10 protein-coding genes and 1 pseudogene are annotated in these 13,719 nt (G+C 40.1%); 9 read left to right on the top strand and 2 right to left on the bottom strand.

From position 1 onward, the window contains the following. The first annotated feature begins 34 nt into the window (after nucleotides 1-34). Both UYC_RS0133300 and UYC_RS0133295 read left to right on the top strand, forming a co-directional pair. The gene (locus UYC_RS0133300; protein WP_016876714.1) at nucleotides 35-3,034 is read left to right on the top strand and encodes a peptidase domain-containing ABC transporter; all 3,000 of its coding nucleotides are present in this window, start codon (nucleotides 35-37) and stop codon (nucleotides 3,032-3,034) included. Nucleotides 3,035-3,126: 92 nt separating this feature from the next. Then, nucleotides 3,127-4,710 (top strand): beta-barrel domain-containing protein, encoded by a 1,584-nt coding sequence (locus tag UYC_RS0133295; protein WP_016876713.1) that lies wholly within the window; start codon nucleotides 3,127-3,129, stop codon nucleotides 4,708-4,710. Between the two features lie 344 nt (nucleotides 4,711-5,054). Here the strand turns inward: UYC_RS0133295 and UYC_RS40485 are convergent. Then, nucleotides 5,055-5,258 (bottom strand): annotated as a pseudogene (locus UYC_RS40485) (hypothetical protein); the annotation flags it as partial. Between the two features lie 252 nt (nucleotides 5,259-5,510). Between UYC_RS40485 and UYC_RS0133285 the strand changes: the two are divergent. Beyond that, the gene (locus tag UYC_RS0133285) at nucleotides 5,511-6,008 is read left to right on the top strand and encodes a DUF427 domain-containing protein (RefSeq protein WP_016876711.1); all 498 of its coding nucleotides are present in this window, start codon (nucleotides 5,511-5,513) and stop codon (nucleotides 6,006-6,008) included. Nucleotides 6,009-6,126: 118 nt separating this feature from the next. After that, entirely contained in the window at nucleotides 6,127-7,554 is a 1,428-nt protein-coding gene (locus UYC_RS0133280) for a sodium/proline symporter (RefSeq protein WP_016876710.1), read from the top strand. A 2-nt stretch (nucleotides 7,555-7,556) separates the two neighbouring features. On the opposite strand, the gene UYC_RS0133275 is transcribed toward UYC_RS0133280, so the two are convergent. Further along, nucleotides 7,557-8,918: a pentapeptide repeat-containing protein gene (locus UYC_RS0133275; protein ID WP_235083007.1), complete on the bottom strand. Its 1,362-nt coding sequence runs from the start codon at nucleotides 8,916-8,918 to the stop codon at nucleotides 7,557-7,559. Nucleotides 8,919-9,603: 685 nt separating this feature from the next. Here UYC_RS0133275 and ffh point away from each other — a divergent pair. The 5 genes from ffh to UYC_RS0133250 all read left to right on the top strand — a co-directional run bounded on the left by ffh (nucleotide 9,604) and on the right by UYC_RS0133250 (nucleotide 13,674). After that, nucleotides 9,604-11,067: a signal recognition particle protein gene (ffh, locus tag UYC_RS0133270; protein ID WP_016876708.1), complete on the top strand. Its 1,464-nt coding sequence runs from the start codon at nucleotides 9,604-9,606 to the stop codon at nucleotides 11,065-11,067. Nucleotides 11,068-11,283: 216 nt separating this feature from the next. Next, entirely contained in the window at nucleotides 11,284-11,544 is a 261-nt protein-coding gene (rpsP, locus tag UYC_RS0133265; RefSeq protein WP_016876707.1) for a 30S ribosomal protein S16, read from the top strand. Beyond that, nucleotides 11,507-11,938 (top strand): KH domain-containing protein, encoded by a 432-nt coding sequence (locus tag UYC_RS0133260; protein ID WP_200862413.1) that lies wholly within the window; start codon nucleotides 11,507-11,509, stop codon nucleotides 11,936-11,938. The genes rpsP and UYC_RS0133260 overlap by 38 nt, the downstream gene beginning before the upstream one ends. 226 nt (nucleotides 11,939-12,164) lie before the next feature. Continuing rightward, complete coding sequence (gene rpsU, locus UYC_RS0133255) at nucleotides 12,165-12,341, top strand: 30S ribosomal protein S21 (protein ID WP_016876705.1); 177 nt, start codon at nucleotides 12,165-12,167, stop codon at nucleotides 12,339-12,341. A gap of 379 nt (nucleotides 12,342-12,720) precedes the next feature. Further along, nucleotides 12,721-13,674 (top strand): PhoH family protein, encoded by a 954-nt coding sequence (locus tag UYC_RS0133250; RefSeq protein WP_016876704.1) that lies wholly within the window; start codon nucleotides 12,721-12,723, stop codon nucleotides 13,672-13,674. Nucleotides 13,675-13,719 lie beyond the last annotated feature (45 nt).

Here is a 13,719-nt window from a genome sequence, read left to right as displayed (position 1 = left end):
TAACTATTAGCAATAATTATAATTTGAAATTACCATGACTTATATTCAAAGCTCTTTTCAGGAATTTATTTCTACTATTGAAGGTTTTGACCAATTACCAACTGCGTTAGTCACTAGTTTTTCACAAAAATTACAACCTTGGCGTTATCGCATCGGTCAAAAAATACTTAGTAAAGAAAGAATTCCTGAGCGCATAGCAATTCTTTATGAAGGTAAAATACGTTTGTTGGCATACGATCCTCGCACTCAAATGCCAACTACAATAAAATTGCTAGAGCCAGGAGCAATTATTGGCGAAATTAGTTTAATAAGAGACATAGCTTGCGAGACAGCGATCGCCTCAACTGAAGTCATATGTTTAACAATCAGTTCTACAGAATATTTGCGTTTGCTTGATGAGTATTCAGCTTTTGGCGATGCTCGCAAAAATCAGTGTCATTTAATAGAAATATTTGATATTTTAGGTGTGCAACAACAAGTGCAAGTTCAAGCAAATCTTAATATTAAAGAACTTGCTCAAACAGCATTGCCAGAAGCAAAGGTACATCACCTCCCACCAGGTAAAACGCCATTTCACCAGTTAGATAGAGAATACATTTGGTTTGTCAGTGGCGGTGGAGTAATAACTGAATTCCCTGTTGGTTCTCGCTTGGAAGCGAGTGGTGAACAAGATGTGCTTGAGGTGAAGGGGAAAAATTCAGCGCGTTTAATTGGGTTAAGTAGCTCAACTTTATTACCTCATAGTTATCAGATACAAGCTCCCATCCAACAGAGTTCATCAAATCATACAGACAATCTTGATATCCCCTACGCACCAGAGGAAGAATCACCACCAGAAATTACTACTGCCAAGACAGAGCAGAAAATCAAAAAGTATCCATTTGTACGTGGCAGGGGAGAATTAAAGAGTGCGATCGCCTGCTTTCAAATGCTGTGCCAACACTTGCAAATACCGTTTCGACGGGAGGTTGTTCGCCGCGTTTTAAATGAGCAAATCAAACGTACTGGTAGTATATCTTTTCCTGTTTGTGCCTACCTAGCAGAATTAATCGGACTCAGGGCACAATTAGTAGATATACCTGTTGGCAATATCACGCGTATTCCTACCCCAGCGTTGATTTCCTATGGTGATAGTTATGCAGTTGTGTATGAAGCAAGCTCGCGTGTTGTTGTTTTAGGTGTACCCGAACAAGGAATTCTGCGTTATAAACCAGCTGAAGTAGTTGCCCAATTAAATGCTGAAGAAAACAGCTATCCACCACAAGTAAAGGTATTGCTACTTTCTCCTAGCAAAACGACACCCCAGCAACGTTTCGGTTTACAATGGTTTCTTCCCTATTTATCGCGCTATCGTCGTGTACTTTTAGAAGTATTTGTTGCTTCTTTTTTTGTACAATTGGCAGCACTAGCAAACCCGCTAGTCATTCAGTTAATTATCGATAAAGTCATCGCTCAAAACAGTATCAACACTTTGCATATTTTAGGTGTTTTGCTGTTAGTAGTAAGCTTATTTGAAGCTGTACTTAGTACACTGCGAACTTACTTATTTGTCGATACCACTAACCGCATAGACATGGGGTTAGGTTCAGAAATTATTGACCACTTGTTACGCCTACCTTTACGCTATTTTGAACGCCGCCCCGTTGGAGAACTTTCCACTCGCATCAACGAATTAGAAAACATCCGTTCTTTTCTCACTGGTACTGCTCTAACAGTGGGTTTAGATGCTCTGTTTTCTGTGGTGTATATCATCGTCATGCTAATTTACAGCTGGCAGCTAACACTAGTTGGTTTAGCAACAATTCCGGTGTTTATAATTATCACTTTAATTGCTTCTCCCACAGTTAGTAAACAACTACGCAGCAAAGCTGAACGTAATGCTGAAACTCAATCTTACTTGGTTGAGGTTATGTCTGGAATTCAAACTGTCAAAGCACAAAATATTGAGTTGCGATCGCGCTTTTCCTGGCAAGAGCGTTATGCTCGTTATGTTGCTGCTGGATTTAAAACTGTAGTTACTTCTACTCTTGCTAATTCTACTAGTAACTTTCTCAATAAACTCAGTAGTTTATTAGTACTTTGGTTGGGTGCTTATTTAGTACTGCAAGGAGAATTAACTTTAGGAGAATTAATTGCCTTTAGAATTATCTCTGGCTACGTTACCAGTCCCATATTACGTTTGGCACAACTTTGGCAAAGCTTCCAAGAAACAGCCTTGTCTTTGGAACGTTTAAGCGATATTGTTGATACACCACAAGAAGCAGAAGTAGACCGTTATAACATTCCCTTACCTGCAATTGCAGGAGCGGTAAAATATGAAAATATTTCTTTCCGCTTCAATACAGGTAGTGCGCTACAACTTGATAATGTCAACCTCAATTTTCCTGTCGGTAAATTTGTAGGAATTGTTGGCAAAAGTGGTGCAGGTAAAAGTACTTTAATGAAATTATTAATTCGGTTGTATGAGCCAGAATCCGGCAGAATTTTAGTTGATGGTTATGATATAGCCAAAGTAGAACTTTATTCTCTGCGCCGACAGATTGGTGTAGTTCCTCAAGATACGCTGTTATTTGATGGTACAGTTCAAGAAAATATTGCTCTTACTAATCCTGATGCCACAACAGAGGAAATTATCGAAGCTGCCAAAATTGCCGCCGCTCACGAGTTTATTATGAACTTACCTAATGGTTACAATACGCGAGTCGGCGAGAGGGGTACTGCACTTTCCGGTGGGCAAAGACAAAGAATAGCGATCGCGCGTTCAGTTTTACAAAAACCAAAATTATTAGTTCTAGACGAAGCAACCAGCGCCTTAGATTATCCTACAGAACGGCAAGTTTGCCTTAACCTAGCACAAGCATTCCAAGGAACAACAGTATTTTTCATTACTCATCGTCTCAATACTGTCAGGAATGCAGATATCATCGTCGTCATGGATGGTGGTAGAGTTATTGAACAAGGTAGTCATGCAGAATTAATGGCTTTAAGAGGTCATTATTTTTATTTATTTCAACAACAAGAAGTGAATGTATAAATTGTAGAGACGCGATATATCGCGTCTCTACAACAGTAATTAGTCATTATGTTGTCTTATTCATCTCACTATCTCCAAATATAGTAACGGCTATGAATCAACTAAATGGAAATAATTCTAACGGCAATCATGAAAATGGAGCAAAATTAGAGAATCAGCAGGTGTTAACTCTTGCAGATTCTAAAGCTTCTAAACCTCTTTCAAATCCTTCAAAATCTTATCAAGAAAATTCCTTTGAGCAATCTGTTGTGCTACGCCAATCTCCAGTGTGGTCACGCGCAATCATGATAAGTTTAATTGGATTGGCTTGTTTTGGAATAACTTGGACTTATTTTGCCAAGATTGAGCAAGTGGTTCCCGCTACTGGGCAATTAAAACCAGAAGGAACTGTAAAGGAAATTCAAGCTCCTGTTAATGGAGTAGTAAAAGCTGTTTATGTTAAAGATGGAAAAAAAGTAAAATCTGGTGAATTATTACTAGATTTTGATCCTACTGCTAATAATGCTGAATTAGATTCTTTAAATAAAATTCGTGCTTCTTTAATTCAAGAAATACAAATATATCGGAATTTATTTGCTTCCACGTCTCCTGTTGCAGCCGATGTAGAGCTTTTGCGTGGCAACTTACCGAAAGAAGCTGCTTTTTTGTTGAAGAATCGTGCTGCTTTAGTCGCAGAGAATGAATTGTTACGGAAAGAATTACAGAATTCTCTTTCAGATATCAAAATGGGAGTTGATGAAAAACAACGTCTAGATGCAGCGAAAAGAGAATTAGATTCTCGTTCTACAGCAGCCCAGATGGAAATTGAACAAATCAGAAAAAGACTCTCCCAAAATCAAATTCAAATATCTGATGCTCAAGCCAGTTTAGCCATAGAATCAAAAATTTTAGAAAAAATGAAAACACTATCTGAAGAAGGAGCGATCGCTCAACTTCAGTATCTCCAACAGCAACAAAAAGTACAAAATAATAGTGCACAAATAGCGCAACTGATGGAGGAAAACCAGCGCCTTAAATTTGACATTGAACAAGGACAACAAGAGTTAAAAAATACAGTAGCTGCTTCTGAGAAAAACATCTTAGAAAAGATAAGTGATAACAAAAATAAAATTGCCGACATCGATAGCCAACTAACTAGAATTTTACTAGAAAATGAAAAACAGTTAGCTGAAGTTAATAGCAAAATTTCACAAACACGATTGAATGCTAAATACCAAAATCTTCGTGCGCCTGTAGCTGGAACTGTATTTGATTTGCAAGCTAAAAATCCTGGTTTTGTAGCAAATGCCAGCCAAGAACTACTTAAAATTGTACCAAATGATAACTATATTGCTGAAGTTTTTATTACAAATAAAGATATTGGTTTTGTTCGCGAAGGTATGAAAGTTGATGTCCGAATTGATTCTTTCCCTTTTAGTGAATTTGGTGATATTAAGGGAACAGTCGCGTGGATTGGCTCTGATGCCTTACCACCAGATCAAACTCATCCTTACTATCGCTTTCCAGCCAAAATTAATTTACATCAACAGTCTTTAGATATTAAAGGGAAAACTATTCCTCTACAATCTGGAATGTCTATTAGTGCTAAAATCAAAGTTCGTGAAGAAAGAACTGTGATGAGTCTATTTACAGAGCTTTTCACTAAGCAAATTGAAAGTCTCAAAGAAGTGCGCTAATCAAATAAAACTCAGCGTTGCTGAATAGAGGTATACAATTTAGAAATCACGTATTTAAAATTCTTACTCTCTGCGACTCTGCGACTTTGCGTGAGATAAACTCATAGCCTAACACTCACTACACACGTCGAGTTATAAAAATGTTGGCGTTGTTGAGTGTAGCGCTAAATCCTGATAAATTACTCTAAGATTAGTAATTAACGGTGGGCGATCGCTTGCACCTATTCCCCGTATCTATTCAACTTTTGCATGAATTCTTGATGTTCAGTGGTAGCTAAACCTGCCTGTAACACGGATAGCACCGTTGCCATCTCTTTTGACAGTAAAGCCGATACTGCCAACCACAACCACCCGATTAAATCTCCATGTGGTTCTCCATGACTTTTAATTCTCAGGGGCGATGCCATTATATACACAACCCCTTCCACCAGTTCAGCTTTTCTCAATTGCGGCATTGCCTGATAACGACGCTCAAATTCGTGACGAGATAAGCGATCGCCATTTTCTAGAGTTAAAATAGAAAGCGCTTTTTTAGAATTTTTCACCATCCTTTGTCCTTTTTACCCAAATTTTCCAATCATCTGGCAGTGTTACATCCATCTTACGAACTGCAAGAACTTATCTCATCAACTGTGGAAGAAGGTAAAAGTAATTTTTATGACTCTGATTAGAGTCCGGGAATGTGGATGCGATCGGCTTTTAGTCTCTCTTAAAAAATATTACAATTTATCAAGAGTTATTAAAAAAACTCTTCCTAATCCCCAGTCACTAGTCCCCATTCCCCTTTACAATCTCAGAAGATGGTAAAACCTCAACGCATCGATCCTGCACCCGGACAAGAATCAGTTTGGGACTATCCCCGCCCTCCTCGGCTGGAGGATACAAACAAGCATATCAAAGTCATATTTAATGATGTCATCATTGCAGATACCCATCGTGCCAAGCGTGTTTTAGAAACCAGTCATCCACCTGTATACTACATTCCTCCAGAAGATATCAAAATGGAGTACTTAATCCAGACACCGCAATCTAGCTTTTGTGAGTGGAAAGGAGGTGCTGGTTACTACACTATCCGCGTGAATGACAAAGAAGTGCAAAATGCTGCTTGGTTCTATCCCAACCCCACACCAGCCTTTGCAACAATTAAAAACTATGTAGCTTTTTATGCCCATCTTATGGATGCCTGCTACGTCAATGAGGAAAAGGTGCAACCCCAACCAGGCAATTTCTATGGTGGTTGGATTACTAGTGATATTGTCGGGCCTTTTAAAGGCATTCCCGGTAGTTGGGGATGGTGATACTTCCTGAAGTTTGAAAATCTATTCGCAGGTAGATTCTACTTTTTGGTGAAATTAAGGGATGATTTGGTGTGCCTTTAGGAGTGCAAGCTCTCTAACCAAGTTCCCCTAATTCTTTATGGCTAGTCAACTGTCTATTGCAGTAACTTTCATCGCATTTCTTGCCTTAATTATCTTTGTCGGAATCTACTCTGCAACCCACAAGCAAAATACAACTGCTGATTACCTGCTAGCTAGCCGAGGCGTAAATCCTTGGCTCACAGCACTATCGGCAATGTCAACCGGGCAGAGTGGCTTGTTATTTTTGGGTCAGGTTGGCTTTGCCTATAAAATAGGAATCTCTTCTATTTGGTTGGTGATTGGCTGGGCAATAGGAGATTACATTGCCTGGTGGTTTTTTTTCAAACGGTTAAGACAAGTTTCTGAGGAAACCTCATCTGATACAGTCTCTGCCTTACTTGCTCAAAATACCTCAGGTGCTCGTTGGATTTCTATTGTCTCAGGTGTAATAATTATCGCTTTTCTTGGTTCCTATGCTGCATCACAACTTGTTGCCGGCAGTAAGGCGCTAAATGTAGTATTTGGTTGGGATTACTACTTAGGAATTGTACTTGGAACTATCATTGTCATCATTTACTGTTTTTCTGGAGGTGTGCGCGCCGAAATCTGGACAGATGCAGCCCAAGGAATCATCATGATAGGTTCGTTACTGCTGTTATTGACGGTTGCGATCGCTAACGGTGGTGGAGTAGCAGAACTCTTGACAAAACTAGCAGCTATCGATCCTAAACTAGTTAGCCTGAGTCCTACAAATCTTCCTCTAGGCTTTATACCTTTTTTGTTTGGTTGGATTGTAGCTGGATTTGGTGTGGTAGGACAACCTCATATCCTGACACGAGCAATGGCGATTGACTCGCCTGATAATGTAAATCAAGCTCTCTATATCAAAACAGTTTGCGGTTTAGTGAATTCTTTTTGTGCGATCGGTGTAGGTTTAGCAGCGCGAGTTCTTTTACCTGGATTAATGGATGGAGGAGATCCAGAGCTAGCTTTGCCCTATTTAGCCCAGGAGTTGTTACCCTCTATATTTGTTGGACTTATGCTAGCAGGTGTGTTTGCTGCTACCATGTCTACCGCAGATTCACAAATTCTTTGTTGTTCAGCAGCACTCACCCAAGACATTTTTCCTAACTTTGCCAATTCTTATAAACTAGTCAAGCTCGGAACCTTGACTGTAGCAATGATTGTTTTAAGTATTGCTCTAGCTGGTGATGATAATGTCTTCCTTTTAGTTACATTCTCTTGGTCAGCTTTAGCTTCCGCTCTAGGCCCATTACTAATATTACGTGTTTGGCAATTACCTGTAAGTACATCTGTAGCACTGTCGATGATGGGTGTTGGCATTACTGCCGCCATGACTTGGAGTTTAATCTTTAAATGGTCAAGTATTGTTTATGAAGTACTTCCAGGCATGGCTGCTAGTACATTAGTCTACTTAGTTGCTCGGTTTATGAATGCCAACTCGTTTCTAGATAGAAAAAGATAGGTTTAGTGCGATTGAATATCGTATGTATTGATACTACCAAAGCGATCGCCTAACTCATCTTCAAAAATTGCTCCTTGTTGCTTTAGCTGTTGCCTCATCTCAACAGATAGCCCTTGATTTTCACCAAATCGAGCATTTTCTAAGATTGCCCCTTTAAATTTAACACCGCTCAGATCAGTATTTCTAAAGTCGGCATCCCGAAGATTGGCATCCTGAAAATCGGCATTTTTGATATCTTTACCCTTAACTCCCTGATTTACAGTCTCCCAAACTAAACGCCATTTCCGATCTAGTTTTGTTGCCTGATTGATTTTGACATTTTTTAAGTTAGCACCATTTAGTTTGGCTCCGCTGAGATTAGCGCCCTCTAAATTAGCATTCTCTAGGTTGGCATCGGTAAGATCGGCTTGATTAAAGCTAACACCCACTAACTGAGCACCGCTCATGTCAGCACTCTTCAAGTTAGCATTCTTTAACTTGGCATTACTGAGTTGAGCATTCTTGAGAACTGCATTACTAAAATTGGCATTATTCAACTTGGCATTACTCAGATAAGCACTACTAAGATTGGCACCTCTTAGTTGAGCATTGTTCAGGTTTCCATTCCATAGATAAACACCACTGAGATTGGCATTTTTGAAATTTGCATATGCTAAATGAGCATTGCTAAGGTTAGCACCACTAAAATTAGCTCCTACTAACTGAGCATTACTAAGGTTGGCATTACCAAGGTTAGCGTCTGTTAAATCAGCGCCATTGAGGTTGGCACTTGCTAGTCGAGCATTATTGAGGTTAGCGCCGACTAAATTAGTACCCTCAAGCCAAGCGTTTTCAAGATTCGCATTACTGAAATTGGCACCTTTCAAATTAGCATTTTTCAAATTGGCGTTTCTGAGATTTGCACCACTAAGATAAACACCATCAAGATTTGTGCCTGCTAACTGAGCATTACTTAAGTCTGCAAGAATTAAAGTTACACTGCTAGAATTTTGATTGTCTGCCCTTTGATTAAGAATTTTGGGGAGAGAATTCTGGAATAAACTAAATTCTTTTGCTTGGTTAATTTCTAAAGTTTGAAAATTATTAATATCAAGAACAACATCGGTTAATAAATTTCTAGGATGAGATGCTGTGATTTCTTTTTCAGATTCTTTTTTCTTCTGCTGTTGTTTCTGATTCCAAAAAATCAACAAAATACTTAAGCTGTAACTTAAAATCAACGAAAACGCCAGTAATTTATCTTTTATTAGGAGTAAAATAACTATCAGGCTTAAGCCAAATACAAATATTTGCTTAACTAATAAACTCAGTTTGTGCTTAGTTTCATCATAGAAATTAATATTTTCACGCTTGGCTATAGTCATTTCAAAATCTCCATTCACAGTTAAAAAATTACTCAGATAATCTTTTGAAATTCCTTTGATTGCAATTATCAAGAGGAATTCAAAGTAAACTATCCACTATGACTAAATAATTTCAAAATTAGTCATATCTAATAGTATAGATTCATTCAATGTATTTAATTATTCTAAAAAACTACAATCTTTATGATTAAATGAGTTTTTTGAAATCAACTATGGATTGAACAGAAAAACTTGATAAGATTGACGATTATAATTTTTTAGTTATTTTTATCAAATCTTCAAATAAATTTCTTCAAAATATCAATATTACTTTTTCAGCAGAGATTGTCATTAAATTATCATAATTAACTGGATAATTATAATCAAAAATATTTTCTCTAATTTTATCATAAAATCATGAATAAAATTAAAATTCGTATAAAATGTTACTTTTGCTATAGAATCCAGGAATTTTTGCGATCGCCATGCGCCAATAGTCGGGAAATCAGCTTGCAAATTTAAGTTGCCTCAAAAATATTAAAGGAAAAAGCTCCTTGGTACTCGGTTGCAACAGTTGATCGGGAAAACTACTAAGCTGGTAAATAGCACCTGAAATTCTCAATCAAATTTCTGAGCGACGTGCCAGTCGCCACCCAAAGGGGAAAAACTTTAGCTGGCTAACTACCTGTAAACAAATTTAATCATTATGTTTGATGCACTTGCTGACCGTTTAGAATCTGCCTGGAAAAAACTGCGGGGACAGGACAAAATTTCCCAATCCAATATTCAAGATGCCTTGCGGGAAGTTCGCCGTGCCTTGTTGGAGGCAGATGTCAATCTCCAGGTAGTCAAAGAATTTATTAGCGAGATTGAAGCCAAAGCACAGGGAGCCGAGGTAATTGCTGGAGTACGTCCCGATCAACAGTTCATCAAAATTGTATACGATGAGTTGGTGCAGGTAATGGGGGAAACAAATGTACCCCTAGCGCAAGCAGAAAATAAACCTACGGTTGTGCTGATGGCTGGGTTGCAGGGTACGGGAAAAACCACTGCGACAGCTAAGTTAGCATTACATTTACGGAAATTAGATCGCAGCTGCTTAATGGTAGCAACAGACGTGTATCGCCCAGCAGCGATCGATCAACTCGTTACCCTGGGTAAGCAAATCGAAGTCCCAGTATTTGAAATGGGAAGCGATGCCGATCCCGTAGAGATTGCCCGGCAAGGTGTAGAGCGTGGCAAAGCAGAAGGTGTAGATACCGTCATAATTGATACTGCTGGACGTCTGCAAATTGATGCAGATATGATGGCAGAATTAATTCGCATTAAACAAACAGTTGAGCCTGATGAAACTCTGTTGGTGGTTGATGCGATGACCGGGCAAGAAGCAGCAAATCTTACCCGTACTTTCCACGAACAGGTTGGGATTACTGGCGCAATTCTTACCAAACTCGATGGTGATAGCCGTGGTGGTGCTGCCCTATCAGTACGGCGGATTTCTGGAGCGCCGATTAAGTTTGTTGGTGTCGGCGAAAAAGTCGAAGCTCTGCAACCGTTTTATCCCGATCGCATGGCATCGCGAATTCTGGGGATGGGCGATGTCTTAACTCTGGTAGAAAAAGCCCAAGAAGAAATTGATCTTGCCGATGCCGAGAAAATGCAGGAGAAAATCCTGTCAGCAAAGTTCGACTTTACCGACTTTCTCAAACAGTTGCGCTTGCTGAAAAATATGGGTTCCCTGGGAGGCATCATCAAGATGATCCCCGGAATGAACAAGCTGACGGACGATCAACTCCAAAAAGGCGAAACTCAGCTTAAACGCTGCGAAGCGATGATTAATTCCATGACTCCCCAAGAGCGCAAAAATCCAGATTTATTAGCAAGTTCACCCAGTCGGCGGCGACGGGTAGCAGCCGGAAGTGGCTATAAAGAGCCGGATGTCAGCAAGCTAGTAAGTGACTTCCAAAAAATGCGTTCTATGATGCAGCAAATGGGGCAAGGCCGCTTTCCTGGTATGCCGGGAATGTTTGGCGGTGGAATGGGAGGCGATCCTTACGCTGCTGCTGGCAATCGTCCCGCTCCCCCAGGATGGCGGGGTTATGGTGGTGTTGCCAGCACGAAAAAGAAGCCTAAGAAGGACAAAAAGAAGAAAGGCTTTGGTACTTTATAATCATTTGCTTCTAAGCAAGTCAAAGGACAAATCACCTGGCCAAGTGCTAAAATTAGCATTTCGGCATTATTAAGTTATGATCCTTTAAAAAGAGGAACTAACACCAACAAATGGACAATTGCTTGGGTAAAAACAACCTGATGGCAATTGCTCCTTGGAAACCAACTAACTAGCTGCAAATTCATCACCAACCATTAGGAGAATAATCTCTCAATCATGATTAAACTGCGCTTGAAACGATACGGTAAAAAGCGGGAAGCAAGCTATCGCATAATCGCTATCAACAGCCTCGCTCGCCGTGATGGTCGTCCCCTCGAAGAACTGGGATTCTACAACCCTAGAACTGATGAAGTACGACTAGATGTTCCCGGCATCGTCAAGCGACTACAACAAGGTGCTCAACCGAGTGACACCGTGCGTCGCATCTTACAAAAAGCCAATGTCTTTGAACAGGTCAGTGCAAAAGCCGCTTCTTAAAGTCGCAACAAAATCCCCAACGATCAGTCCTGACTACGTTGGGCTGATACGGTTTTTAATCCAACCGTTTTTAGAATCGCCAGATTCTTTAAGCGTCGATTGTGAAATGTATCACACCCGCAAGCGGGCTTGGATTCGCATCGCTTTTGAAAGCACAGATAAGGGGAAAGTGTTTGGTCGGGGAGGACGCAATATCCAAGCTATTCGTACAGTCATTGCCGCTGCTGCCGAAGCTGCTGGTCACTCAGTATACTTAGATATTTATGGCAGCAATGATGCTGGTCGGGAAGACGTTTCTGTTGAACAAGAGGGGGAAGAACGATTGCCACCCCCTAAATCTAAGGAACGACGTGGAAACGGAACTCGCCCCATTGTTAAATCCCGTTCTCGATAAGTTTAAATTAGAGAACAGACAGGAGTAGAAATTAACAAGTTTATTGTGTCTTTTCTAACTCCCTAACAAATGACTAAATTTGGTACACTGGCATCGATAGGGTGAGTGTACTCTCACTAGCAAATGCTTGGGCTAGCGACCAGCAAAAGCCAGCGATAAAACGCTTGTGGTAAACAAGTGGAGTTAAGTGACTCAGATAATCTCTGTAAGGAGGTGAAACCAGGGAGTGGCTGAAGTCCGTTTGGGTGAGAACGAGTCAATTGACTCGGCACTAAGACGTTTTAAGAAGAAAATTCAAAAAGCTGGGATTTTATCCGAAGTCAAACGGCGAGAAAGATATGAAAAACCCAGTCTACGCCGTAAGCGGAAAGCGGAAACCGCCCGTAAAGGTGTTCGCTACTAGATGAAAACCATGTTTTTGGTGAATTTATGAACCAAAACCATTGGTATAATAAGAGGTTTGAGCACAGTTGTAGCTCAAACCAACAACAGTAGAGACGTGGAAGCGTTGCTTCGGATTCAGAGGCTGCTCGCGCCTCTACTTTTTATCCATAAGTGGTTATTTGTAGTTTGAAATACCATCCATACCAATTTTGGATTTTAAATTAGCTATTCCAAAATTTTGAAACAAAACTCCCGCGTACCAATTTGGTATCACAATTTTCAATTCACCACTCAAGCAGTAGTTAATTTAAACATGATATTGTGCTTTACCCGCTTAATTTGAATATTAAACTTTGTCAAATTGATCAAAAAAAGGTTTTCATAAATCAGTAAATACTATGGCAGAGGCCTTTACCATTGAACTGCCGAATGTCACAAGCGCGATCGCTTTAGCAGGACAAGGAGAAGAAAATCTCAAAATCCTCGCTAGGCAAACAGGAGCAACACTAGTACTGCGCGGACAGGAACTGCTTATTTCCGGTACAGACAAACAGATTGATTTGGCTAGTCGATTAGTGCGATCGCTCGAAGACTTGTGGAGCAAAGGCAATTTTGTTTCCAGCGCCGATATTCTCACCGCTCGTCAAGCCCTCGACAGTCATCGAGAAGGAGAACTACAAGATTTACAGCGAGATGTTCTCGCTAAAACTCGTCGAGGTGAAGAAATCCGTGCCAAAACTTTCCGACAAAGACAATACATCCAAGCTCTACGCAAGCACGACTTAATTTTCTGCACAGGGCCAGCCGGTACTGGTAAGACTTTTCTGGCTGTTGTGGTAGCCGTACAATCACTCCTTGCCAACCAGTTTGACAAGCTGATTTTAACTCGTCCTGCCGTTGAAGCAGGTGAAAGACTCGGTTTTTTGCCAGGAGACTTACAACAGAAGGTTAATCCCTATCTCCGCCCACTCTACGATGCCATCAATGAATTTATCGACCCAGAAAAAGTCCCATCTTTGATGGAAAGAGGTGTAATCGAAGTTGCTCCTTTAGCTTATATGCGAGGACGCACGCTCAATAACGCTTTTGTAATTGTCGATGAAGCTCAAAATACCACACCATCTCAGATCAAAATGGTTCTGACTCGCTTAGGTTTTAATTCTCGGATGGTGGTAACAGGTGATATGACACAAACCGACTTAGCAGCACACCAAGAGTCTGGATTAGCAGTGGCTTTACAAATTTTAAAACACGTAGAAGGCATTTACTTCTCCGAATTTACCCAAAAAGATGTCGTGCGCCATCCCCTAGTTCAGCGTATTGTAAATGCATACGAACAGTATGAAAAATAGACAATAGTCAATAATCATTGGTCATTGGTCATTTGTATTTAGCTA

It is taken from the genome of Chlorogloeopsis fritschii PCC 6912 (genome assembly GCF_000317285.1).
GTDB classification, from domain to species: Bacteria; Cyanobacteriota; Cyanobacteriia; order Cyanobacteriales; family Nostocaceae; genus Chlorogloeopsis; species Chlorogloeopsis fritschii.
Note: the sequence above shows the minus strand (reverse complement) of the source record. Positions and strands in the feature narration are given on the sequence as shown.